Below are 25,437 nucleotides of genomic sequence, written 5' to 3'. Positions count from 1 at the left end.
TAATTTATCATGGCATACAGCGAAAAAGTAATTGATCACTACGAGAACCCACGTAACGTTGGTTCATTCGATAAAGAAGATCCATCAGTAGGTAGCGGCATGGTTGGCGCTCCTGCGTGTGGTGATGTAATGAAGCTTCAAATCAAAGTGACACCTGAAGGTATCATCGAAGATGCGAAGTTCAAAACATACGGTTGTGGTAGTGCAATCGCATCAAGCTCACTAGTAACTGAGTGGGTAAAAGGTAAGTCAGTTGATGAAGCGGCAGCAATTAAAAACTCTGAGATTGCTGAAGAGCTAGAGCTTCCACCAGTGAAAGTTCACTGTTCTATTCTTGCTGAAGATGCAATCAAAGCAGCGGTTGCTGACTACAAGAAAAAACACCAAGAATAATTATTCCGTAATATAATGGGAGCTTTGACGCTCCCATTCCAATCGAAATTTAGACAGACTAAGGTGCAGTATGGCCATCACAATGACAGAATCAGCGGCAAGTCGCGTAAGAGCATTCCTAGATAACCGAGGCAAAGGTATCGGTTTACGTCTTGGAGTGAAGACGACTGGTTGTTCCGGCATGGCATACGTACTTGAGTTTGTTGATGAACTCAATGAAGAAGACGAAGTATTTGAACTCTCTGGAGTGAAAATTATCATCGATCAAAAGAGCTTAGTGTACCTAGATGGTACTGAATTGGATTACGTGAAAGAAGGGTTGAATGAAGGTTTTGAATTCAACAACCCTAACGCGAAAAGTGAATGTGGTTGTGGTGAAAGCTTCAACGTCTAATTGATTGTCCTTCTGGGCAAACGAGTCCGGAAGGCTTTACTAGGACCCGAACTTAATGAATCACTTTGAATTATTTGGGCTACCAAGTCAGTTTAAGCTGGATGGTAGCCTTCTTTCTTCTCAGTTCCGAGAGCTACAAAAACGCTTCCACCCGGATAACTTTGCAACGGGCTCAGAACGTGACCGTTTGATGGCGGTGCAAAAGGCGGCGCAAATCAACGATGCCTATCAAGTTCTGAAAAATCCTATTTCTCGCGCCGAGTATATCCTCGCAGAGCAAGGTGTTGAGATCCGAGGTGAACAGCAAACAATGCAAGATCCGATGTTCTTAATGGAGCAAATGGAACTGCGCGAAGAACTGGAAGAGATTGCTGACAAGTCCGATCCTGAATCGGCGCTTTTTGACTTCGACTCTAAGGTCAGCAAAATGTACAAACAGCATCTGGCAAGCGTCGAGCAAGAGCTTGATGATGGTCTATGGGCTGAAGCCGCAGACCGAGTTCGTAAGCTAAAATTCATTGCCAAACTAAAGAACGAAATTGAGCTAGTCGAAGACAAACTCCTCGGCTAGTAAGCGTGACAAGGACCTATCATGGCACTACTTCAAATCGCAGAACCGGGCCAAAGCTCGGCACCTCATGAGCATAAGTTAGCAGCGGGTATCGACTTAGGTACTACCAACTCTTTGGTTGCTTCTGTACGTAGCGGCGATGCAACTCCACTTGCGGACGAGCAGGGCCGTACTATTTTACCTTCAGTCGTTAATTACGCTGAGGAAACGTTAACGGTCGGCCACGAAGCCAAAGCCAAAGCAGAGTTTGAACCAGAGAACACGATTATCTCTGTAAAACGTTTGATCGGTCGTTCATTAAAGGACATTCAGTCCCGTTACTCTTCACTTCCTTATCGTTTTAAAGAGAGTGAAAACGGCCTGCCAATTCTGCAAACACCTCAAGGTGACAAAAACCCGATTGAAGTATCTGCGGACATCCTAAAAGTATTGGGTAAGCGAGCTGAAGATACGTTAGGTGGTGAGTTAGCTGGTGTCGTTATTACCGTTCCTGCTTACTTTGATGACGCGCAACGTGCAGGTACAAAAGATGCGGCGAAATTAGCTGGTCTTCATGTTCTCCGTCTACTTAACGAACCAACCGCTGCGGCAATTGCTTATGGCCTAGACTCTGGTCAAGAAGGTGTGATTGCGGTTTACGATCTAGGTGGCGGTACTTTTGATATCTCTATCCTACGTTTATCGAAAGGCGTATTTGAAGTATTAGCAACAGGTGGCGACTCTGCATTAGGCGGTGACGACTTCGACCATCTATTTGCCGATTATTTAATGGAGCAAGCGGGTCTAGAAGCGCCGCTTTCTGCAGAAAAGAACCGTACACTGTTGAACATTGCTACTGAAGCTAAGATTGCTTTCTCTGAGCAAGACAGTGTTGACGTTGACGTTTTTGGTTGGAAAGGCACCGTGACTCGCGAGCAGTTCGAAGATCTGATTCGTCCGCTAGTGAAGAAAACCCTGATGTCTTGCCGCCGTGCGCTGAAAGATGCGGATGTAGATGCGGAAGATGTACTTGAAGTAGTCATGGTCGGTGGCTCAACCCGTACATTGCTGGTTCGTGAAATGGTAGGCGAGTTTTTTGGTCGCACACCCCTGACAAGCATTAACCCTGATGAAGTTGTTGCAATCGGCGCGGGTATCCAAGCAGACATTCTCGCGGGTAACAAGCCTGACTCTGAAATGTTGCTTCTTGATGTGATTCCACTGTCGCTCGGTATTGAAACCATGGGTGGTTTGGTCGAGAAGATCATCCCCCGCAACACTACGATTCCCGTTGCGCGTGCGCAAGAATTTACCACATTCAAAGATGGCCAAACGGCGATGAGTGTTCATGTGGTACAAGGTGAACGTGAAATGGTTGATGACTGTCGTTCACTTGCTCGCTTCTCGTTAAAAGGTATTCCTCCGATGGCCGCGGGTGCGGCACATATTCGCGTGACTTACCAAGTTGACGCTGATGGCCTTCTTTCTGTTACGGCAATGGAGAAGAGCACTGGTGTTCAATCAGAGATTCAAGTAAAACCTTCTTACGGCTTAAGTGACAATGAAGTGGCGGATATGTTGCGTGATTCAATGACGCACGCAAAAGAAGACATGCAAGCTCGTGCCTTAGCTGAGCAGCGTGTTGAAGCCGACCGAGTGATAGAAGGTTTGATTGCAGCGATGCAAGCTGATGGTGATGACTTACTATCAGAACAAGAGAAACAAAACTTGATTAAAGCCATCGAAGCCTTGATTGAGCTGCGTAATGGTGATGATGCAGATGCGATAGAGCAAGGCATTAAAGATACCGATAAAGCGAGCCAAGATTTCGCATCACGCCGTATGGATAAATCGATTCGAGCTGCGTTGTCAGGTCAATCAGTAGACGATATATAAGAGATAAGTAGTTATGCCTAAGATTATTGTATTACCACACGACGATTTGTGCCCAGAAGGTGCAGTGTTGGAAGCAAACTCTGGTGACACCGTTCTAGACGTAGCGCTAAAAAACGGTATCGGTATTGAACATGCGTGTGAGAAGTCATGTGCGTGTACTACCTGCCACGTAATCATCCGTGAAGGTTTTGATTCACTAGAAGAAAGTGAAGAACTAGAAGACGACATGCTAGATAAAGCGTGGGGTCTAGAGCCTGAGTCACGCCTAGGGTGTCAGGCGAGAATTGCTGATGAAGACTTGGTGGTAGAAATTCCTAAATACACACTAAACCACGCTTCAGAAGATCACTAAAACTATCTTCCCAATATAGGGAAGAAGCAAAAGGAAGATGAGCAATGAAATGGACAGATTCTCGCGATATCGCGATTGAACTTTGTGACAAGTTTCCAGATGTCGATCCAAAAACAGTGCGTTTTACCGATCTTCATCAATGGATCATGGAGTTAGATGAGTTTGACGATGAGCCAAACCGTTCTAATGAAAAGATTCTAGAAGCCGTTATCATGTGCTGGATGGACGAAGCGGACTAAGTCTGTAAAACACAGCCTAGTTAACAATTCTTACTAAAAAAAGCGGACCTTTAGGTCCGTTTTTTTATCCAATTGACATTTTTGCCCTACATAATGCTAACATCCGTGAGTTATTAAAAAGAAGCAGCGTAGGCAACGCTGCTATAAGACAAGGAGAAACCATGTCTACACAGATGTCTGTATTTTTAAGTCAAGAGTCGGCAGCACCACATTGGGGTGAAAAAGCACTGCTTTCATTCGCTGAAAACGGCGCAACTATTCACTTAGGTGAAGGTCATGATCTCGGCGCAATTCAACGTGCAGCTCGTCAGCTAGATGGCCAAGGAATTCGTTCTATTTTTCTTTCTGGTGATAACTGGGATCTAGAGAGCGTATGGGCTTTCCACCAAGGGTTCCGTAACCCTAAAAAACATGGCTCAGTTGAGTGGGCAGCATTGTCTGATGAAGATCAAGCAGAGCTTCAAGCTCGTATTACTTCGACTGATTTTACCCGCGATATTATCAACAAAACGGCAGAAGAAGTTGCTCCTCGTCAGCTAGCGACAATGGCTGCTGAATTCATCAAATCTGTTGCGCCGAAAGGCACGGTGACAGCACGTATCGTCAAAGACAAAGACTTGTTGGCAGAAGGTTGGGAAGGTATTTACGCAGTAGGCCGTGGTTCTGAGCGTACTTCTGCGATGCTTCAGTTAGACTACAACCCAACTGGTGACGAAAACGCACCTGTATTCGCATGTCTTGTGGGTAAAGGCATCACCTTTGATTCCGGTGGTTACAGCTTGAAGCCTTCTACCTTCATGAGTGCTATGAAAGCAGATATGGGTGGCTCGGGTACTATCACTGGTGGCCTAGGATTAGCTATCTTGCGCGGTTTAAACAAGCGCGTAAAACTGATCTTGTGTTGTGCTGAGAACATGGTTTCTGGCCGTGCCCTTAAGCTTGGCGACATCATCACTTACAAAAACGGCAAAACCGTTGAGATTATGAATACCGACGCGGAAGGTCGCTTGGTGCTTGCAGACGGTCTTATCTACGCCAGTGAGCAAAAGCCTGAGTTAATCATTGACTGCGCGACGCTAACAGGCGCAGCGAAGAATGCGTTAGGTAACGATTACCATGCGCTAATGAGCTTTGATGATGAGCTATCGCATCAAGCGCTTACGGCGGCAAGCCAGGAAAAAGAAGGCTTGTGGCCGCTACCACTTGCTGATTTCCATCGAGAAATGTTGCCATCTAATTTTGCCGATTTATCGAATATCAGCTCTGGTGATTATTCTCCAGGTGCAAGTACTGCAGCTGCGTTCTTGTCTTACTTCGTTGAGGACTACAAAAAAGGCTGGTTACATTTCGACTGTGCGGGTACGTATCGTAAAGCCGCTTCTGATAAATGGGCTGCGGGAGCAACGGGTATGGGTGTCCGTACACTTGCTCGTTTCCTCAATGAGCAAGCTGGAAAATAAGATTGATTGCAGCACTCTCTTGTTTGAGTGCTGCTCTTACCCAGTAAGTCACTTTAAAAGCACAACTATTATTACAAGTACAGAAAGGAAATTTTATGGCTCTAGAAAGAACATTTTCAATCATTAAGCCTGATGCTGTAGAGCGAAACCTAATTGGTGAAATCTACAATCGTATTGAAAAGGCTGGCCTACGTATCATCGCTGCCAAAATGGTTCACCTGACAGAAGATCAGGCAAGCGGCTTTTATGCAGAGCATGAAGGTAAAGAGTTTTTCCCTCCTCTAAAAGAGTTCATGACATCTGGTCCTATTATGGTTCAGGTATTGGAAGGTGAAAATGCGATTGCACGTTACCGCGAGCTAATGGGTAAAACCAACCCAGAGGAAGCGGCATGCGGCACTTTGCGTGCTGATTACGCACTCAGCATGCGTCACAATTCAGTTCATGGTTCCGATAGCCCTGAGTCTGCCGCTCGTGAAATTGAGTTTTTCTTCCCTGAATCAGAAGTTTTCTCTCGCTAACTCGTTCATGCATCACTTTTGCGTGATGATCTAGTTCGTAACAACCTCGGATTTGTCCGAGGTTTTTTATTCCGTGTTCTCCATTTCATCGGCGAGTTCATTCGTAAGTACTCGCGAAGACGTTGGCTAATCTGAGCACCTTACAGGGGGAAAGCTTAGTTACGTGTGTTTCTTCTCACTGCTTTCTCTGCACCACTTCTACGCTTTTGCTGTCGGTTGTCTAATCATTATTCTCACCGTAAAGTCTGATTAAAATTTAATCGTTTTTATTTTAATGCCTTAGCAAACTCAGGGTCTTACACCCCTTGTTGTAGCTGAATAAAGGCTGTACAATTCGCGCCCTTATTCTTGTTTCAGTCATTGAGAGGCAACATGACCACTGAAAAAATCAATCTACTCGACTTTGATCGCAAAGGCATGCGTCAGTTTTTCGCGGAAGAACTTGGCGAGAAAGCGTTTCGTGCCGATCAGGTTATGAAGTGGATCTACCATTTCGGTGTAGATGACTTCGAAAAAATGACAAACATCAACAAGAAGCTGCGCGAAAAGCTTTTACACAAGTGTGAAATTAAAGCACCAACTGTAGCAGAAGCTCAGCATTCTTCAGACGGCACGATCAAGTGGGCAATGAAGGTTGGTGATCAGGATGTAGAAACGGTTTACATTCCAGAAGATGATCGCGCAACGCTTTGTGTATCTTCTCAAGTAGGTTGTGCATTGGAATGTAAGTTCTGCTCAACAGCACAGCAGGGTTTTAACCGTAACTTGAAAGTTTCAGAGATCATCGGCCAGGTGTGGCGTGCTGCACGTGAAATTGGTCTTGAGAAAGAAACAGGCCGTCGCCCAATTACGAACGTGGTGATGATGGGCATGGGTGAGCCGCTTCTTAATATGAAGAACTTGATTCCAGCACTGGAGTTAATGTTGGATGATCTTGGCTTTGGTTTGTCGAAGCGTCGCGTAACCGTATCAACATCAGGTGTGGTTTCTGGTCTTGATCAGATGACGGGCAAAATCGACGTTGCGTTGGCGATCTCTCTTCATGCGCCAAATGATAAGCTGCGTAGTGAAATCATGCCGATTAACGATCGTTGGGATATTCAAGATTTCCTAGCATCCGTTCGTCGTTACATTGCTTCATCGAATGCAAACCGTGGCAAGGTAACAGTCGAGTACGTGTTGCTTGATCATGTGAACGATGACATGGACCATGCACGCGAGCTGGCTGAATTGATGAAAGACACACCATGTAAGATTAACTTGATTCCGTTTAACCCGTACCCAGGTTCACCTTACAAGAAACCAAGTAACTCACGTATTGATCGCTTCCAAAAAACATTGATGCAATACGAGCACACAGTTACGGTTCGTAAAACACGTGGTGATGACATTGATGCCGCATGTGGTCAGTTGGTCGGTGATGTAATTGACCGAACTAAACGTACGGCAATGCTGAAAGCGTCACGCGGTGCCGATACCATTGAAGTGAAAGCTGTATAAACGACCGGAATTCAAAAATAGCCAGAGCCATTCGCTCTGGCTATTTTGTTTATTGTTTAGGACATTTTCGCCAAGATTTGGGACTATCACTCTTCAACCTAAGGTTATTTGGGTATAATTTCGAATTCCTTTGTCAAAGTTTGGACAAAAGCTTGAGCTATCTGTTAGTTTGAGTGTAAAGAGTTTTTGTCTTCGTTGCGCATTCGCTTATCATGATATGTAACACTAACGATGACACCGATAATTCTCAGCACTTTCTCACATACGTTTTGCTGATTTTTGCAAAACGGGTATTCGCACTCAGATCGCTGAGAGTTTCTTAAAATTATTATTTTTGGTTAACGCGTTTAGGCTAGCTATCTTTTAAAGAGGCTTAAGAACAATAACGAAAATACATGACCACGTTAGCCACTAAAACAGATTAAATACCGCCATTATGACAGAACACGAAAATACGAATGAAGTGCCACTCTCTATTGAAGCTGGCACATTACTGAAAAACAAACGTGAATCCTTGGGAATGAGCCAAAAGCAAGTTGCCGATCGCCTGAGGCTTCGCATTTCTGTGATTGAAGATATTGAAAATAACCGATTTGAATCTCAACAAGTCGCGACATTTACGCGTGGTTACTTACGCTCTTACGCTAAATTCGTAGGTCTTGATGAGAAGGTGGTTTTGACGGCGTTAGAGCAGACTGCCGATGCTCAGCCTCAAGAGCAAGAAATTGAAATGCAAAGCTTCTCTCGTAAAACAAAAGACGAGAAGCACAATAGCCGTATTATGCTCCTTACTTGGGTTATCGGGCTAGTCATTATTGGCATTTCAGCTGCATGGTGGTGGCAAAACCAACAAGAGAATAGCCTAACTAAGGAAGTAACGGATTCAAGTGTTGAAGCGCCGCAGCCCACTGCTCAAGAATTAGCTGATATCGATTTGATGACGGCTGAAGAGTTAATCGCAAGCACTCCTGAAGAAGTTGCTTCAACTAATGAAGGTGTTGCTGAATTGACTGAAGCACCCGTTGAGCAAGGGGCGGATCCTTTGCTGACTGAAACTGAAAATACAACAAGCGTAGATTCTGAAGAACCTGTTGCCGTGATTGAAGCGGCGGAAGAGGAACAGCCTGCGCCAGTAGTACCTGAAGGCATGACACTTCTTACTATGAAGTTTAAAGCGGACTGTTGGATTCAAGTAAAAGACACCAATGGTAAAACGCTGGTAAGTGGTACTCATAAGCCAGGACAAGATGTAGAACTTACCGGAAAAGCGCCATTTAAAGTGATATTAGGCGCACCGGAAGGGGTTACAATGACATTTGCAAGTGAACCTGTCGACCTTTCTGGGTATACTTCAGGCAAAGTAGCTAGATTCACTCTACCGTTATAAAAAATTATGCAACACGAATCTCCAATTATTCGTCGTAAATCGACGCGTATTTATGTGGGTGATGTGCCAATTGGTGATGGTGCGCCAATTGCAGTACAGTCAATGACTAACACTCGCACGACTGACGTAGAAGCGACAGTCGCTCAAATCCGAGCACTAGAAAAAGTCGGCGCAGATATCGTTCGAGTTTCTGTACCTACGATGGACGCAGCAGAAGCTTTCAAACTGATTAAACAGCAAGTTTCTGTACCATTAGTGGCTGATATTCATTTCGACTATCGTATCGCGCTGAAAGTTGCGGAGTACGGAGTTGACTGTTTACGTATCAACCCAGGTAACATCGGCAATGAAGAGCGCATTCGCGCTGTTGTTGATTGCGCTCGCGATAAAAACATCCCGATCCGTATTGGTGTCAATGGTGGATCTTTGGAAAAAGATCTACAGATGAAATACGGTGAGCCTACGCCAGAAGCCTTGGTTGAGTCGGCGATGCGTCACGTAGATCATCTCGATCGTCTTAACTTTGACCAATTTAAAGTTAGCGTGAAAGCTTCAGACGTTTTTCTTGCGGTGGATTCATATCGTCTGCTGGCGAAGAAAATCGATCAGCCTCTTCATTTAGGTATCACAGAGGCGGGTGGTGCTCGAGCTGGCGCTGTTAAGTCATCTGTTGGCTTAGGTATGCTGTTATCTGAAGGGATAGGCGATACGCTGCGTATCTCTTTGGCTGCCGATCCAGTTGAAGAAATCAAAGTTGGTTTCGACATCCTTAAATCTCTGCGCATTCGCTCTCGAGGCATCAACTTTATTGCGTGCCCAAGCTGCTCACGCCAAGAATTCGATGTGATTGGTACGGTGAATGCACTGGAGCAACGTTTAGAAGACATCATCACTCCAATGGATGTGTCTATCATCGGTTGTGTGGTAAACGGCCCTGGTGAAGCAGAAGTTTCTCACTTAGGTCTAGCAGGTAGTAACAAGAAGAGCGCATTCTACGAAGATGGTAAACGCCAGAAAGAGCGCTTTGATAACGATGACCTTGTGAATAAGCTAGAAGCTAAGATCCGTGCGAAAGCAGCTATGATGAATGGCGAAAACCGCATCGAAGTTAAAGTACAAGATTAATCTCAACGAGAATTACGGTAAGTATTGTGGCAAAAACAATTCAAGCAATTCGAGGCATGAACGATTGCCTCCCAACTCAGTCGCCACTGTGGCAAAAATTAGAAAACACAGTGAAAAATGTAATTAGCGCATACGGTTATAACGAAGTGCGCATGCCAATCGTTGAAGAAACAAACCTATTCAGCCGCGCTGTTGGTGAAGAAACAGACGTCGTTTCAAAAGAAATGTACACTTTTGATGACCGTAACGGCGACAGCCTAACACTTCGCCCAGAAGGTACGGCGGGTTGTGTACGTTCATGTATCCAAAACAGCCTGATCAACCGTGATGAACAGCGTCTGTGGTACATGGGGCCTATGTTCCGCCATGAACGTCCGCAGAAAGGTCGTTACCGTCAATTCCACCAGTGTGGTGTTGAGGTGTTTGGTCTAAATGGTCCAGATGTTGATGCAGAGCTTATCATGATGACGGCGCGTCTATGGCGTGAGCTAGGTATCAATGAACATGTTCGTCTTGAGCTGAACTCTATCGGTTCTCAAGAAGACCGCGCAGACTACCGTACTGCACTGGTTGCATTCCTTGAGCAACATATTGATGTGCTAGATGAAGATTGTAAGCGTCGCATGCACACGAACCCACTGCGTGTTCTGGATACGAAGAACCCAGACGTTCAAGCTATTTTAGGTGATGCGCCTCGCCTTTCAGATTACTTGGGTGAAGAATCTAAAGCACACTTCGCAGGTCTATGTGAACTTTTAGACGCCGCAGGTATCAAATACACAGTTAACGAACGTCTAGTTCGTGGTCTGGATTACTACAATCGCACGGTATTTGAGTGGATCACCGAGAGCCTAGGTGCTCAAGGCACTGTATGTGGTGGTGGTCGTTACGATGGCCTTGTAGAGCAATTAGGTGGTAAACCAACACCAGCGGTTGGCTTTGCAATGGGCCTAGAGCGTCTAGTACTGATGCTAGAAACGTTGGAACTGACAGACGTTCGTCGCAGTGTTGACGTGTACGTAGTCACAGCGGGTGAAGGCACCATGATGGCAGGAATGAAGCTAGCAGAACAGCTTCGCGAGTCTGTTCCAGGCGTTCGTGTGATGAATCACTTCGGTGGCGGTAACTTCAAGAAACAGTTTAAACGCGCAGACAAAGTTGGTGCTGTTGTAGCATTAGTTCTGGGTGAAAACGAAGTTGCGGATAATACCGTAGTACTGAAAGACTTGGCTGGTGGTGAGCAAGAGACTTACAACCAAGCAGAAGTTGCAGAAAAGATCGCAGCACTGATTTAAGTCTTTTAGTAATCTAACAAAATTACATCCTAGTTCGTAAGCTAAGGCTCCCAAATGTGGAGCCTTTAAACGAAATAGGAACAATGGCAGCTAAGCTGCCATTTACATGTTTTAAGAGGACAGGAAGTGGAACTTTACGATACTGAAGAACAACAAGTTGAAGCCATTAAAGACTGGTGGAAGGAAAACGGCAAAGCCGTCATCATCGGTGCGGTTGTTGGTTTAGGTGGTCTATTCGGCTGGCGTTACTACCAGGATTCTGTGATTCAGGCGAGTGAAGCAGCTTCTCAAAGCTACACGACAGCAATGAATGCTTTGCAAGACAAAGGCACTGATGCTCAAGCTGACGTGAAAGCTTTCATTGAGTCAAATGAAGTAAAAGAATATTCAGTATTGGCTGCGCTACAACTTGCTAAAGCACAAGTTGAAGCTCAAGACCTTTCTGCTGCATTGGAGCAACTGAAGTGGGCGCAAAGCAACACTCAAGATGCTGCGTTGTTACCATTGATTAGTTACCGCATTGCGCGTATTGAGACGGAAATGGGTAACTTCGACGCTGCAACGGCAGAGCTAAGTAACGTCACTGATACAGCATGGACAGGTCGTATTGCTGAACTTCGTGGCGATATTGCGATTCGCCAAGGTGACAAAGATGCTGCGTACGCTGCGTATACTGAAGCTCAGCAAGCGGCAGATGCAAGCCCGACACTACAAATGAAATTGGACGATCTGGCGAAATAAGGACCGCATTGGATGAAAAGAGTCTTTAAGAAAGCCTTGCTAGGGGCGTTAACAATGGGAGTACTTGCCGGTTGTGCAGGTGAGAAAGACACCATTGTAATGGCGCCACTACCTCAGGTAGACAGTCAGTTTACAACCAGTAGTGAGTGGAGCACATCGGTTGGCGATGGTGTTGGTCATTACTTTTCAAAACTATCCCCTGTATTTGCGAATGATACATTGTTCGTGGCAAGTCGTGATGGCTTAGTAAAAGCGCTGGATCCTGAGAATGGTAAACAACGTTGGCAAACGGACCTAGAAGAAGATGTCATTGCTCGTCTCTCTGGTGGTATCACAGCGGCATACGGAAACCTCTACATTGGCTCTGAGAATGGTGAAGTCATCTCTCTTGACCAAGAAACAGGTGAAATTGTTTGGCGTGTAAAAGTTGGTGGTGAGGTACTGGCGAAGCCAGTTGCAGATTCAGGCCTTATTATCATCAATACTAGCCGAGGCATGTTGATTGCCCTTAATGAGAGTACAGGTGAGCAACGCTGGGCATTGAGTACAGAAGTGCCGAACTTAACTTTACGTGGCGACAGTACTCCGACTGCAATTGGCGGCGGTGTATTTTGGGGAACGGCAAATGGCCGACTCGCAGCTGCTATCGTTGAGCGTGGTCAGTTGATTTGGCAACAGCCTGTTGGTACTCCAAAAGGCGCGACAGAAATTGATCGTTTGGTTGACGTTGATTCATCGCCAATTGTGCTAGGCGGTACTCTTTTCACCATTGGATACAATGGTCAACTTATCGCCATTGACTTGCGTTCAGCGAACCCGATTTGGAAGCGTAATTACTCATCTGCGACAGACATTTCTACAGATGGTAGTCGCATCTTTGTGATAACGGAAAAAGATCATGTTGTTGCCGTTGATTCACGAAGCGGGACTGAGTTGTGGGAAAACAGCTTGCTTGAGCACCGACAACTTACAGCGCCAGTTATTGTTGGCAATTATCTCGTTGTCGGTGACACGCTTGGTTACCTTCACTGGATGGATCGTTCAACGGGCGAATTTGTTGCGCAGCAGTTTGTCGATGATAGTGGCTTGGCAGTTGGCCCGACGTTATTGTCGGATGGTTATGTGATTACAACTCGCAACGGCGATGTAAAGAAACTAACCATTAACGAATAATATCGTGATATAATTCACATTCGGCTCCTGGCTGGTGACAGCTAGGAGCCGTTTTGTTGTTTGAATTTATTAACCCTGACGTGGTTATAGGTAAAAAGCTGGTTTGATTTGGCATCGAGCAAGTCGTTACCTATAACTACAGAAGAAAGATTATTGTAGAGGTTGTTATGGTACCTGTTGTAGCTCTAGTAGGGCGTCCGAACGTAGGTAAATCTACACTATTTAACCGATTGACTCGCACTCGTGACGCGTTGGTTGCGGACTTTCCAGGCCTAACGCGAGACCGTAAATATGGCCAGGCGAGACTTGGTGAAGAGCACGAATTCATTGTGATTGATACTGGTGGTATCGATGGCACAGAAGAAGGCGTGGAAACAAAGATGGCAGAACAGTCATTAGCCGCGATTGATGAGGCTGATGTTGTATTGTTCCTTGTTGACGGTCGTGCTGGTCTGACACCTTCAGATGAAGCAATTGCTGCGCATCTGCGTAAAATTGAAAAGCCAGCGATGCTGGTAGTAAACAAAATCGATGGTATTGATGCCGATGCGGCGTGTGCTGATTTTTGGCAGCTCGGCGTGGATGATATGTACCAGATTGCGGCTGCTCATGGCCGTGGTGTGACCGCTTTGCTTGAGCGTGCTTTATCTCCATTCTTTGATGATCTACTAACAAGTGAATCTGAAGAAGGTGAGATTGAAGACCTGACTGGATTTGAAGACGAAGAGCCTCTTGTTGAAGATTACACTGAAGAAGACGCAGAAGCTGAATTCAAACGCCTTCAAGAGCAGCCGATTAAGTTGGCGATCATCGGTCGTCCTAACGTAGGCAAATCGACACTGACTAACCGTATTCTGGGTGAAGAACGTGTGGTTGTATACGATATGCCTGGTACAACGCGCGATTCTATCTACATCCCGATGGAGCGTGATGGACGCGAATACGTACTAATTGACACCGCAGGTGTTCGTCGTCGTGGTCGTATCAATGAAACGGTTGAAAAGTTCTCTGTTGTTAAGACGCTGAAAGCGGTAGAAGATGCAAACGTCGTTCTACTGGTGATTGATGCTCGTGAAAATATTTCAGACCAAGACCTAAGCTTGCTTGGTTTTGCACTGAATGCTGGCCGCTCAATTGTCATCGCCGTTAACAAGTGGGATGGTCTAGACAATGACGTGAAAGAAAGCGTGAAGAAAGAACTGGACCGCCGTCTAGGATTCGTCGACTTCGCGCGTATCCACTTTATCTCTGCGCTGCACGGTACTGGCGTTGGTCACTTATTTGAATCTATTCAAGAAGCATATAACTCGGCGACAACGCGTGTGGGTACGTCAGTACTGACGCGTATCATGAAGATGGCAGTGGATGATCACCAGCCGCCAATGGTTCGTGGTCGTCGTATCAAACTCAAATACGCACACGCAGGTGGTTACAACCCACCGATCGTTGTTATCCACGGTAACATGGTTCGTGAATTACCAGATTCGTATAAACGTTATCTGATGAACTACTTCCGTAAGTCTCTGGAAATTATGGGAACACCGATTCGCATTAACTTCCACAACAGTGATAACCCATACGAGAACCGTACGAATAAGCTTACGCTATCACAAGAGCGTAAACGTAAGCGTATGATGTCGATGGTGAAAAACCGCAATAAATAATGAAATTCGAATACCCAAGTTTCTACTTGGGTATTTTTTTATCAAAAGTAATCGTAAAAATGACTATCACAGCAACAAAGACTCGTTTTTGTCATCAAACATGGCAATTAGAAGCACAAATACAGCTCGTTCAATCTACGGAAGAAGTGACTTACGTTATTACAGATGTCACGCCGTTCCATCCCGTTAGTCACATATGGCCGGATCACCCTGCAGACAAAGGAACGTTGAAGGTGAATGGGGCTGAGCATGACGTAGTAGATTGCCAAGTTGGAGCAGTGGAGCAGGAGAGTGGTGCTTTGTATGTGGGTAGTGACATCCCTGTAAAGCGTGATGCTGAAGGTTGGGTGTTTGTCGTCGTGCATGTTTTATCACGTACGGAATCATTTGCAATTAATGACTTGGTAACATTAGCGGTAGATAAAGACTATCAAAATGCTTTGAGTCGAGGCCACACAGCAGGACACTTAGCGTATTTGGCGTTGAATAAAGTACTAGCGGAAGACTATTGGCGAAAAGACGCAGACCGCAAAGACCCACATGGTTATTATGACTTTAATAGCTATGCGCAAGTCACGAGTTATGTCACTCCAGACAAGTGCCTCGATACGTACCGTTTAGGCAAAACACTCCGTAAAAGAGGATTAAACAGTGCAGATATGCTGAATGACCTCCAGGCGATTGCAGAAAAAGTGAATGGCCAACTGGTTGAATGGCTTCAAAGAGATGCGATGATCACCATGGAATGCCACGGCGATAGATTAACGGATTCTCGCTATTGGAAGTGCGATTTAGGGGAAGGTCAATTAGCGGTAATCCCTTGTGGTGGAACGCATGCGAGCCATTTAAATGAGTTTGCTTTTATCCAAGTTAAACTCGTTGAGCTCGACGCTCAAACTATCGAAATGCACACCAATGTAAACACTGCTTTTTGAATAAGATCTTTTTATTAAATTCTGATTTTTCGTTTAATTAAATCTCTCTAAGGTTTTTTATTCTGTCTTAAATTGGAATGCAGAATATGTAACTTATGCTTTCGGTGTGTGGTTATATAAATATTCTTTTAAGGGGTGATCGCTGATCAAGGAGTAAATATCAGACGATCAGTATAAGATCCTACGTATCAAGTATGGTTAACGCCTCGTGAAACTTGTTGGGGCGGTGATGAAGATCAACATACTTGTTCGTTATTTTGAGTAGCATGCGTTACTCGAAATTGCTTAGTTTAGAGAGAGGAACGGGATATGCAGCAGAACATTTGCCCGACTTGCAATGTCGAACTGGAATGGACAGGACAATACCATTGTGCACAGTGTGAATCGGATTTTAAAAAAGTAGGTTTTTGCCCTGATTGTGAGGCGGAGCTGGAGAAGCTGCAAGCATGCGGTGCTGCGAGTTACTTTTGCAATGTGTGTAATGAACTCAAGTCAAAATCACGTGTCCGATTTGAGTTCCAGAAAATCAGTTAACCAGAGTTTGTATTCAGTTAACGGTAGAGCGAACGTCGCCTTCGGCTAATCGAGTAATCAATACATCTCCCGATTTTACATCTGAAGATTGCGTAATTACTTTTCCTTGCTCAGTTTGAGTAATTGAGTAACCTCGTTTCAATGTCGCTAGTGGGCTGACGGTGTCTAACTTCTCTGCAGCAATCGCGAGTTGATGGCGCATAGTCAGTAACTTGCGATCCATTGCATCCATGAGCTTTTGCTCAACACGTTCTAGCTTCGACTTCTGCTCGGCAAGGCGTGTTACAGGAGAATTTAATTGCAGCCGATAATGTTGACGCTCGATTCGCTGTTGACGCAAGGCAATAAAACGACTCATCGCTCGCTGTAAGCGCATGTCCAACTCATCTAACTGTTGCGTCTGACGTTGCAAGCGATAGCTTGGGTGCTGTCTCTCTAGACGGTGCACTAATTGAGCAGATTGCTGCTTTTGTTGTGCTAGGTAGTAACGCATCGCGCTCGCTAACTTATGCTGGCGGGTAACTAAAGCTTGATCTTTGTGGCTGTTATCACGGCTTACTAGCTCAGCGGCTGCTGATGGAGTAGGCGCGCGTACGTCGGCGACAAAATCAGCTATTGTCACGTCAACTTCATGTCCAACGGCGCTAATAATAGGAATTTGGCTTGCTGCAATCGTGCGAGCTAATATCTCGTTGTTAAAGCACCATAAGTCTTCTAATGAACCACCACCTCGGCCCACAATTAGCACATCACATTCATCACGGCTGTTAGCGCGACCAATGGCTTGTGCAATTTGAATGGCTGCGTCCTCACCTTGTACCACTGTCGGATAAATCACAACAGGTAGGGAAGGATCACGACGTTTCAATACGTCTAAGATATCGTAAAGCGCGGCACCAGTTTTCGATGTGATGACGCCAACACGTTTAGGGTGCTCAGGCAAAGATTGCTTATTGATTTGCGCGAACAACCCTTCTGCTGCAAGCTTCATTTTCAGCTCTTCAAACTCTTGTTGAAGACGGCCATCACCTTCCGGTTGCATGCTTTCGATGATCAATTGGTAGTCACCGCGAGGCTCATAAAGAGAAAGACGAGCTTTTACTAGGACTTGATTACCGTTAGCGGGCTTGAAAGTAACGCTGCGATTGTTACCACGAAACATGGCACATTTAACTTGAGCGCGAGAGTCTTTAAGAGTGAGGTACCAGTGACCAGAGACAGGAGCTGAAAAGTTGGATATCTCTCCGACGAGCCAAACGATCCCCATTTCGTTTTCAAGGAGTAAGCGAACTTCTGCGTTGAGACGAGAAACAGTAAAGATGTTTTGATTGGTCTTGGAGAGCACAGCTAATCTCTTAGACGTGAGTATGGAAATTAGCGGCAATATAATACATAGCAAGGGGGTAATTGCAAGAAAAAAATTAAAAAATTTGTGGTCAAGCGATTGCGTTAACCGTATAATCCCTCCGCAATATCTAATCCAAATGTAGCCAACAACCTAAAACTGGTTACCCTCATTATGCGAAACGATGAGATTGGATTGTCTTTTTACTCCTCTAATTGTGAGATATTGCAAATGCTAAGAATTGCCAAAGAAGCGCTGACATTCGATGACGTACTACTTGTGCCAGCACACTCCACCGTTCTCCCAAACACAGCTGATCTTCGCACTCAGCTAACTAAGAACATCACCCTAAACATCCCAATGATTTCAGCGTCTATGGACACTGTTACTGAAGCTCGTCTAGCAATTGCGCTAGCGCAAGAGGGTGGCATTGGCTTTATCCACAAGAACATGTCTATTGAGCAGCAGGCAGCCGAAGTTCGTAAAGTTAAGAAGTTCGAAGCTGGTATGGTAACTGACGCGGTTACTGTAAACCCTGACGCGACCATCGCTGATGTTGTTGCACTCACTGAAAAGCATGGTTTTGCAGGTTTCCCTGTTGTCACTGAGAGCAATGAGCTTGTTGGTATTATCACTGGTCGTGACGTTCGTTTTGTGACGGACCTTTCTAAGAAAGTATCTTCAGTAATGACGCCAAAAGAGAAGTTGGCAGCAGTTAAAGAAGGTGCAACACGAGAAGAAGTGCAAGAGAAAATGCACGAAGCTCGTGTAGAGAAAGTATTGGTTGTGAATGATGAGTTCCAACTAACCGGTATGATTACTGCGAAAGACTTCCACAAAGCAGAACGTAAACCAAACGCATGTAAAGATGAGCGTGGTCGCCTACGTGTTGGCGCAGCAGTTGGTGCTGGTGCGGGTAACGAAGAGCGTGTTGCTGCTCTAGTTGAAGCAGGCGTTGACATTCTACTTATCGACTCTTCACACGGACATTCTGAAGGTGTACTAAACCGCATCCGCGAAACTCGCGCTGCTTACCCAGATCTAGACATCATCGGTGGTAACGTAGCAACAGGTGCTGGTGCTAAAGCACTAATCGAAGCTGGCGTAAGCGCAGTGAAAGTTGGTATCGGCCCTGGTTCTATCTGTACAACTCGTATTGTAACGGGTGTGGGAGTTCCACAAATCACTGCAATCGCAGATGCGGCAGAAGTGGCTAATGATTATGGTATTCCGGTTATTGCTGACGGTGGTATCCGTTTCTCAGGTGATATCTGTAAAGCAATCGTAGCTGGCGCATCATGTGTGATGGTTGGTTCTATGTTTGCTGGTACTGAAGAAGCGCCGGGTGAAGTGATTCTATACAATGGCCGTTCTTACAAGTCTTACCGCGGCATGGGTTCTCTTGGTGCTATGTCTCAAGGTTCTTCTGACCGTTACTTCCAGTCTGACAACGCAGCGGACAAGCTAGTACCAGAAGGTATCGAAGGTCGTATCGCATACAAAGGCCGTCTAAAAGAGATCGTACACCAACAAATGGGTGGTCTACGTTCAAGCATGGGTCTAACTGGTTCTGCAACTATCGAAGATATGCGTACGAAAGCTGAATTTGTACGTATCTCTGGTGCTGGTATGCAAGAGTCTCATGTACACGATGTTCAAATTACTAAGGAAGCACCGAACTACCGTCTAGGGAACTAATTACCCAACGGAAACGTTTGCTTTTTCCTTGAAGCATTAAGAAGAGGCGAGTACACTCGCCTCGGTTTTAATCACTTAGCCTTAAAAAGACTGCTCAAAATGACTAAAAATATCCATGACCAACGTATTCTGATCTTGGACTTCGGTTCTCAGTACACTCAATTAGTAGCACGCCGCGTACGTGAAATCGGCGTTTACTGTGAACTATGGAGCTGGGATGTAGAAGAAGCGGATATTCGCGAATTCAACCCAGATGGCATTATCCTATCTGGCGGTCCAGAAAGCGTAACGGAAGAGAACTCTCCACGCGCGCCTCAATATGTGTTTGATTCTGGTGTTCCTTTGCTTGGCGTATGTTACGGCATGCAAACCATGGCGGAACAGCTAGGAGGCAAAGTAGCGGGCTCTAACGAACGTGAGTTTGGCTACGCTCAGGTTAAAGTTTCTGGTGAATGTGCTCTATTTAAAGACCTTGAAGCAACTCAAGACGTTTGGATGAGCCATGGCGACAAAGTAGTAGAGATCCCAGCCGATTTCGTAAAAGTTGGTGAGACAGACACTTGTCCTTACGCTGCGATGGCGAACGAAGAGAAGAAATACTACGGTGTTCAGTTCCACCCTGAAGTGACACACACAAAAGGTGGCCTACAAATGCTTGAGAACTTTGTTCTTGGCGTATGTGGCTGTGAGCGTCTATGGACTTCGGAATCTATCATCGAAGACGCGGTTGCTCGCATTAAAGAGCAAGTGGGTGACGACGAAGTTATCCTAGGTCTATCTGGTGGTGTTGATTCATCGGTAGTCGCGATGCTGGTTCACCGTGCAATCGGCGACAAGCTAACGTGTGTATTTGTTGATAACGGTTTACTTCGTCTAAACGAAGGTCAACAAGTAATGGATATGTTCGGCGACCAATTTGGTTTGAACATCATCAAAGTTGACGCTGAAGAACGCTTCCTAAAAGCACTTGAAGGCAAGTCTGACCCAGAAGAGAAGCGTAAGACTATCGGTCACGTATTCGTAGATGTATTCGATGAAGAGTCTAAGAAGCTGAAAAACGCGAAATGGCTAGCTCAAGGTACGATTTACCCTGATGTAATCGAGTCAGCTGCATCTAAGACTGGTAAAGCGCACGTGATCAAATCGCACCACAACGTAGGCGGTCTTCCAGATGACATGGAAATGGGTCTTGTTGAGCCACTACGTGAGCTGTTCAAAGATGAAGTACGTAAGATTGGTCTAGAGCTAGGCCTGCCTTATAACATGCTTTACCGCCACCCATTCCCAGGTCCAGGTCTAGGTGTTCGTGTTCTTGGTGAAATCAAGAAAGAATACTGTGACTTGCTACGCCGTGCTGATGCTATCTTTATTGAAGAACTGCACGCAGCTGATCTATACAACAAAGTATCTCAAGCGTTCACGGTATTCCTACCAGTACGTTCTGTTGGTGTAATGGGCGATGGCCGTAAGTACGATTGGGTTGTGTCTCTACGTGCGGTAGAAACTATCGACTTCATGACTGCTCATTGGGCACACCTACCATACGACTTCCTAGGTAAGGTATCTAACCGTATTATCAACGAAGTTGATGGCATTTCTCGTGTTGTTTACGACATTTCAGGTAAGCCACCAGCGACTATCGAGTGGGAATAATGCTCCTTTAAGAAAGGTCTGGCATTAACAGGCACCAAATCATACTTAAGTCCGCGTAATTGCGGACTTTTTTTGCTTTTGGCTTAGTCATTTTTGGCAATGTCTGGCAACGCCAAGCACGGTTTGACCGTGGTATTTTGATGGGTATGATTCATCGGTAATGCCATGGATTACGCCCGATACCATGCTGAGTGTTTTTGATGGGACATGGTATTAAATTTACATATCTATCTGTTTTATAAATATTAATCTCTATTTTTTTAGAGGTTTTTCAGCATGGTATCAAACAAGAATAAAAGGTCGAAACATGCTGACTGATACCAAGCTACGCAATCTCAAACCCAAAGATAAACTTTACAAAGTCAATGACCGTGATGGCCTCTATGTTGCTGTCACTACCGCAGGCTCTATCTCTTTTCGCTACAACTACTCGATCAATGGCAGACAAGAAACTATTACCTTTGGTCGTTACGGAGTAGGAGGCATCACGTTAGCTGAAGCGCGTGAGCGTCTCAATGAAGCGAAGCGAATGGTTACTGATGGAAAGTCACCGGCCAAAGAGAAAGCACGTGCTAAGGCGAGAACGAAAGATGCTGAAACCTTTGGTGCCTGGGCTCAGAAATGGCTGCGTGGCTATCAGATGGCCGAATCTACCCGGGATATGCGTCGCTCAGTCTATGCACGAGAGTTAGAGGGCAAATTTGGCAATCAGAAGCTGACCGAAATCACCCATGAAGATCTGCGAGCACTGACTGATGCGATAGTAGAGCGTGGCGCGCCCGCAACGGCTGTACACACGCGTGATATTGTACTCCAGGTGTATCGGTGGGCAATTGAGAGAGGGCAGAAAGTTGAGAACCCGGCAGATTTGGTGAGGCCTGCAAGTATCGCTCGGTTTGAGCCAAGAGACCGAACATTAACACCTGCTGAGATCGGTTTGATGTACCGCTATATGGAAAAGGTAGGAACCACGCCTTCGATTCGTGCTGCGGTAAAGTTGCTTTTGCTGACTATGGTACGTAAAAGCGAGTTAACCAATGCAACTTGGAGTGAAATTAACTTTAGCGAAGCGTTGTGGACAATCCCTAAAGAAAGGATGAAACGACGTAACCCGCATCTGGTGTTTTTGTCACGCCAGGTGATGGATATTTTGATCGCCTTGAAGACATTTGCCGGTGGATCTGATTACATTCTTCCTTCCCGTTATGACTCAGATGCCCCAATGAGTAGTGCAACGATGAATCGAGTATTGGCATTGACGTATAAAGCTGCTCAGAAAGATGGTCAGTCCTTAAGTAAGTTTGGACCGCATGACCTACGTAGAACAGCGAGTACACTGCTGCATGAAGCTGGATACAACACGGATTGGATAGAAAAATGCCTGGCGCACGAACAGAAAGGGGTGAGGGCAGTTTACAACAAAGCTGAATATCGAGAGCAACGTGCATCAATGCTACAGGACTGGGCAGATATGATTGATGAGTGGACAATGAAAACATATTTATCTCATTGATTTGTATGTCACTTACTCTTTGCTAAGATGAGTTACTTTGCCGTATAAATTCAAGGTGAAAACTGTTATATTGAGTACTAAGTTTTTATAACTTAACCATTGTTTAAACGCATATGTTCTTAAAACAGACTTCGGCTAGAAAAATAAATGAATAGAACAGCATATTATAACTATATTGATGAAAAAATTCATACCTTAGCTTACAGAATCGAAACCAACGGTAAGCTAAATATGTTGCATTTGCATATGCACTCAGAAAGCTTCTACTTACATCTTTTGAATTTATTATACGGTTATGAACTTGAAAACCTCAATAAGGTTTTACAGAATGTTGAAGCTATTGACTTAATTGATCATAAAAACAAAATAATTATCCAAGTGTCTTCTACTTGCACAAAAAACAAAGTCGAGTCTGCTTTAGAAAAAGAAATAATAAAAAATTACTTAAGTTATAAATTTAAGTTTATTTCAATATCAAAAGATGCGTCAAATTTAAGGAAGAGTAAATTTAAAAATCCACATGGAATTTCTTTTTCACCATCACGAGATATTATTGATATAACATCAATATTGAATGAGATTTTACAAAAAGATATAGCTGGACAAATGTCTGTTTATAGTTTCATTAAAGGTGAGTTAGGCAATGGTGTTGATGTTGCGAAGTTAGACTCTAATCTTGCTATTATTATAAATATTCTAGCAAAAGAAAATTGGCATGGTAATGTGGGTGAGTCTACTGTCAAACAGTTTGAAATAGAAAGAAAAATATCTCATAATGAATTAGATAGCGCTAAAGATTTGATAGAAGAATATAGCCTGTTCCATGGGAGAGTTGATTCTAAATATCTGTTTTTGATAGTCAAGGTAGTAACAAAAGTAGTTCTGTTTTGGCGACAATTAAGAGAGAGTATATTAAGTCTAAGAAAGGAGCTTCTGATTCAGATGAAATATTCTTTAATGTCATTGAAGTGCTAAAGAATAAAGTTATTGAAAGTGCTAATTACAGTGAGATTCCTATAGATGAACTTGAGTTATGTATAGATATACTAGTTGTAGATGCATTTGTTAGATGTAAAATAATGGATAACCCGGAAGGATATAGTTATGCTGCTTCCTGATAATATTCATCCAGATAATAGTGTTTATTACAACGGAGCTATTGTTCTTAAAATTCTTCAAGAATATAAGAAAGTAGAGTTATTAGAGCTTTATGAAAAAGTAAGAGAAGTAAAAACTATATCATTTCCATTGTTTATATTATGTCTAGATTGGTTATATTTGATTGATGTGGCGGTTTTAAACTCGGGTGACGTTGAATTATGTTTATAAAAAAAATTATTATAGCCACTCCATCTCATATTATTCGTGAGATACCTTTCCATAAGGGGTTAAATCTTGTTGTTGATGAGAGTGATGGTCAGGTAACTGGTAATAGTGTCGGAAAAACTACCGTATTGAAGTTGATTGATTTTTGTCTTGGAGCCAAGCCAAAAATCATATATGAAGACCCTGAGAATAAAAAAGAGATCTATTCACTAGTCAAAGGCTACCTAGTGGATAATAATGTATCAATATTTCTCTATTTATCAGAAAATTTAGACGATGAGAACTCAAGAACAGTTGTTATAGAAAGGAATTTTCTCGCTAGAAGTAAAATTATAAGAAAAATAGATGGGATTAAATATACCGAGAGCGAATTTGAAGATAAACTCACGGAAATATTTTTTCCTAGCCAAGTTGGGAAAAAACCAACATTTCGTCAAATTATATCACATAATATTCGCTATAGTGATCTCAGTGTATCTAATACATTAAAAACACTCGATAATTATACTAGTGATGCAGAATATGAAACTTTATATCTGTATTTATTAGGGTGTGATTTTTCTCAGGGAAGCTCTAAACAGAAGATTCTTCAAGATATACATCAAGAAAATGTGTTTAAAAATCGATTGGAAAAAGTACAAACAAAATCAGCGTACGAAGCTGCGCTTGCTATTGTTGAGACTGAAATTGATGAGTTAGATAGAAAAAAATCTTCATTAAACATTAACGAGAACTTTGAAAGAGATCTTAATAAACTAAACAAAGTTAGATATGAAATTAACCGCGTAAGTAATGATTTGGGTAACCTTAATTTAAGGAAAGATTTAATAGAAGAAACAAAATCAGAGTTATCTTCTACTGCTTCTTATATTGATTTATCTCAATTGGAATCAATCTATAATCAAGCTTCTAATAATTTAGGTAAATTAAATAAGACTTTCGGTGAGTTAGTAAGTTACCATAATAAAATGGTGAATGAACGAATTTCTTATATTACAAAAGAACTTCCAATAATAGAAAGTAAAATAAAGTCAAAAAATCATGAATTAAATAATTTTTTGAAAGTGGAAAAAGATTTAGCAGAACTGGTGTCGAAAAGTTCCTCCTTTGAGGATCTTGAAGTGCTAATATCGAAACTTAATGATAAGTATCGTGATAAAGGCGAGTTTGAAAGTATTATAAGTCAATTGATAGAGGTTGAAGAAAATATACAAAATTATGAGTCACAATTAAGTGATATAGATAATGAATTGTTTTCTGATGAATTTGAGGCAGTGGTTAAACAGCAGGTTAACAGATTTAATAAGCATTTTTCAGCCACGTCCCAGAATCTCTATGGTGAAAAGTACGCTTTAAAATATGATAAAATAATAAATAAAAAAGGTCAGAGATTATACAAGTTCTCTGCGTTTAATACTAATTTTAGCTCAGGAAAAAAACAGGGTGAAATTTCTTGTTTTGACATTGCTTATACTCTTTTTGCAGATGAAGAAAATATACCGTGTATGCATTTTTTATTAAATGATAAAAAAGAGCTAATGCATGATAATCAACTAGTAAAAATAGCTGATTTAGTTGATAAAAATAACGTTCAATTTGTTGCGTCAATTTTGAAAGATAAATTGCCAGATTCTCTAAATAATGAAGATTATTTTGTGGTTAAACTATCTGAGAGTGATAAATTATTTAGAATTGAGTATTTAGAAGATTAAGTTTTTAACGATTGATATAGTTACTAAGGAT

At 43.5% G+C, this 25,437-nt stretch carries 23 protein-coding genes and 1 pseudogene; 23 read left to right on the top strand and 1 reads right to left on the bottom strand.

Annotated elements, in window-relative coordinates:
• Nucleotides 1-9: 9 nt before the first annotated feature.
• The 17 genes from iscU to R8O70_RS08155 all read left to right on the top strand — a co-directional run bounded on the left by iscU (nt 10) and on the right by R8O70_RS08155 (nt 16,159).
• Nucleotides 10-393, top strand: coding sequence for a Fe-S cluster assembly scaffold IscU (iscU, locus tag R8O70_RS08235; RefSeq protein ID WP_005381718.1), 384 nt, complete (start codon nt 10-12; stop codon nt 391-393).
• Nucleotides 394-463: 70 nt separating this feature from the next.
• Nucleotides 464-787, top strand: a complete 324-nt coding sequence (gene iscA / locus R8O70_RS08230; protein WP_005381717.1) for an iron-sulfur cluster assembly protein IscA — start codon at nt 464-466, stop codon at nt 785-787.
• Nucleotides 788-842: 55 nt separating this feature from the next.
• Nucleotides 843-1,358 carry a co-chaperone HscB gene (gene hscB, locus R8O70_RS08225; RefSeq protein WP_033905803.1) on the top strand — a complete coding sequence of 172 codons (516 nt, stop codon included), beginning with the start codon at nt 843-845 and terminating at the stop codon, nt 1,356-1,358.
• 21 nt (nt 1,359-1,379) lie between these two features.
• Nucleotides 1,380-3,233: a Fe-S protein assembly chaperone HscA gene (gene hscA, locus R8O70_RS08220; RefSeq protein WP_053302969.1), complete on the top strand. Its 1,854-nt coding sequence runs from the start codon at nt 1,380-1,382 to the stop codon at nt 3,231-3,233.
• 13 nt (nt 3,234-3,246) lie between these two features.
• The gene (gene fdx, locus R8O70_RS08215) at nt 3,247-3,585 is read left to right on the top strand and encodes an ISC system 2Fe-2S type ferredoxin (protein ID WP_005381713.1); all 339 of its coding nucleotides are present in this window, start codon (nt 3,247-3,249) and stop codon (nt 3,583-3,585) included.
• A 44-nt stretch (nt 3,586-3,629) separates the two neighbouring features.
• Complete coding sequence (gene iscX, locus R8O70_RS08210; RefSeq protein ID WP_005381711.1) at nt 3,630-3,824, top strand: Fe-S cluster assembly protein IscX; 195 nt, start codon at nt 3,630-3,632, stop codon at nt 3,822-3,824.
• Between the two features lie 161 nt (nt 3,825-3,985).
• Complete coding sequence (gene pepB, locus R8O70_RS08205) at nt 3,986-5,284, top strand: aminopeptidase PepB (RefSeq protein ID WP_151514537.1); 1,299 nt, start codon at nt 3,986-3,988, stop codon at nt 5,282-5,284.
• Nucleotides 5,285-5,379: 95 nt separating this feature from the next.
• A complete protein-coding gene (gene ndk / locus R8O70_RS08200; protein WP_042521171.1) occupies nt 5,380-5,805 on the top strand; it encodes a nucleoside-diphosphate kinase in 426 nt (141 codons plus the stop codon).
• Nucleotides 5,806-6,177: 372 nt separating this feature from the next.
• Nucleotides 6,178-7,305, top strand: a complete 1,128-nt coding sequence (locus tag R8O70_RS08195; RefSeq protein WP_017633913.1) for a bifunctional tRNA (adenosine(37)-C2)-methyltransferase TrmG/ribosomal RNA large subunit methyltransferase RlmN — start codon at nt 6,178-6,180, stop codon at nt 7,303-7,305.
• 436 nt (nt 7,306-7,741) lie between these two features.
• Entirely contained in the window at nt 7,742-8,692 is a 951-nt protein-coding gene (rodZ, locus tag R8O70_RS08190) for a cytoskeleton protein RodZ (protein ID WP_005383707.1), read from the top strand.
• A gap of 6 nt (nt 8,693-8,698) precedes the next feature.
• A complete protein-coding gene (gene ispG, locus R8O70_RS08185; RefSeq protein ID WP_005381699.1) occupies nt 8,699-9,817 on the top strand; it encodes a flavodoxin-dependent (E)-4-hydroxy-3-methylbut-2-enyl-diphosphate synthase in 1,119 nt (372 codons plus the stop codon).
• 26 nt (nt 9,818-9,843) lie between these two features.
• On the top strand, nt 9,844-11,112 hold the full coding sequence (hisS, locus tag R8O70_RS08180; protein ID WP_005381698.1) for a histidine--tRNA ligase: 1,269 nt from the start codon (nt 9,844-9,846) through the stop codon (nt 11,110-11,112).
• Between the two features lie 126 nt (nt 11,113-11,238).
• Entirely contained in the window at nt 11,239-11,853 is a 615-nt protein-coding gene (locus R8O70_RS08175; RefSeq protein ID WP_005381697.1) for a YfgM family protein, read from the top strand.
• Nucleotides 11,854-11,865: 12 nt separating this feature from the next.
• Nucleotides 11,866-13,026, top strand: coding sequence for an outer membrane protein assembly factor BamB (gene bamB / locus R8O70_RS08170; protein ID WP_005381696.1), 1,161 nt, complete (start codon nt 11,866-11,868; stop codon nt 13,024-13,026).
• 167 nt (nt 13,027-13,193) lie between these two features.
• On the top strand, nt 13,194-14,690 hold the full coding sequence (gene der / locus R8O70_RS08165) for a ribosome biogenesis GTPase Der (RefSeq protein ID WP_258623793.1): 1,497 nt from the start codon (nt 13,194-13,196) through the stop codon (nt 14,688-14,690).
• Nucleotides 14,691-14,749: 59 nt separating this feature from the next.
• Entirely contained in the window at nt 14,750-15,625 is an 876-nt protein-coding gene (locus tag R8O70_RS08160; protein WP_115386389.1) for an alanyl-tRNA editing protein, read from the top strand.
• Nucleotides 15,626-15,934: 309 nt separating this feature from the next.
• Entirely contained in the window at nt 15,935-16,159 is a 225-nt protein-coding gene (locus R8O70_RS08155) for a zinc ribbon domain-containing protein (protein WP_012842112.1), read from the top strand.
• Nucleotides 16,160-16,172: 13 nt separating this feature from the next.
• Here the strand turns inward: R8O70_RS08155 and xseA are convergent, their stop codons facing one another.
• Nucleotides 16,173-17,504, bottom strand: coding sequence for an exodeoxyribonuclease VII large subunit (xseA, locus tag R8O70_RS08150; RefSeq protein WP_258623791.1), 1,332 nt, complete (start codon nt 17,502-17,504; stop codon nt 16,173-16,175).
• Between the two features lie 231 nt (nt 17,505-17,735).
• Between xseA and guaB the strand changes: the two genes are divergently transcribed.
• The 6 genes and pseudogenes from guaB to R8O70_RS08115 all read left to right on the top strand — a co-directional run bounded on the left by guaB (nt 17,736) and on the right by R8O70_RS08115 (nt 25,406).
• Nucleotides 17,736-19,202 (top strand): IMP dehydrogenase, encoded by a 1,467-nt coding sequence (guaB, locus tag R8O70_RS08145; RefSeq protein ID WP_017633908.1) that lies wholly within the window; start codon nt 17,736-17,738, stop codon nt 19,200-19,202.
• Between the two features lie 99 nt (nt 19,203-19,301).
• Nucleotides 19,302-20,855, top strand: coding sequence for a glutamine-hydrolyzing GMP synthase (gene guaA / locus R8O70_RS08140; RefSeq protein ID WP_005381685.1), 1,554 nt, complete (start codon nt 19,302-19,304; stop codon nt 20,853-20,855).
• A gap of 307 nt (nt 20,856-21,162) precedes the next feature.
• Nucleotides 21,163-22,368 carry a tyrosine-type recombinase/integrase gene (locus tag R8O70_RS08135; protein WP_031430517.1) on the top strand — a complete coding sequence of 402 codons (1,206 nt, stop codon included), beginning with the start codon at nt 21,163-21,165 and terminating at the stop codon, nt 22,366-22,368.
• 147 nt (nt 22,369-22,515) lie between these two features.
• A pseudogene (locus R8O70_RS08130) lies at nt 22,516-23,486 on the top strand (ABC-three component system protein).
• Nucleotides 23,473-23,697: an ABC-three component system middle component 6 gene (locus R8O70_RS08120; protein WP_000926259.1), complete on the top strand. Its 225-nt coding sequence runs from the start codon at nt 23,473-23,475 to the stop codon at nt 23,695-23,697. Before R8O70_RS08130 ends, R8O70_RS08120 begins: the two are co-directional and overlap by 14 nt.
• Entirely contained in the window at nt 23,688-25,406 is a 1,719-nt protein-coding gene (locus R8O70_RS08115; RefSeq protein WP_031430523.1) for a DUF2326 domain-containing protein, read from the top strand. The genes R8O70_RS08120 and R8O70_RS08115 overlap by 10 nt, the downstream gene beginning before the upstream one ends.
• Nucleotides 25,407-25,437: the final 31 nt, after the last annotated feature.

The organism is Vibrio sp. 779(2023) (genome assembly GCF_033344285.1).
Taxonomy (GTDB): Bacteria; Pseudomonadota; Gammaproteobacteria; order Enterobacterales; family Vibrionaceae; genus Vibrio; species Vibrio alginolyticus.
The sequence above is the reverse complement of the archived record's forward strand: the minus strand, read 5'-3'. Positions and strand labels throughout refer to the sequence as shown.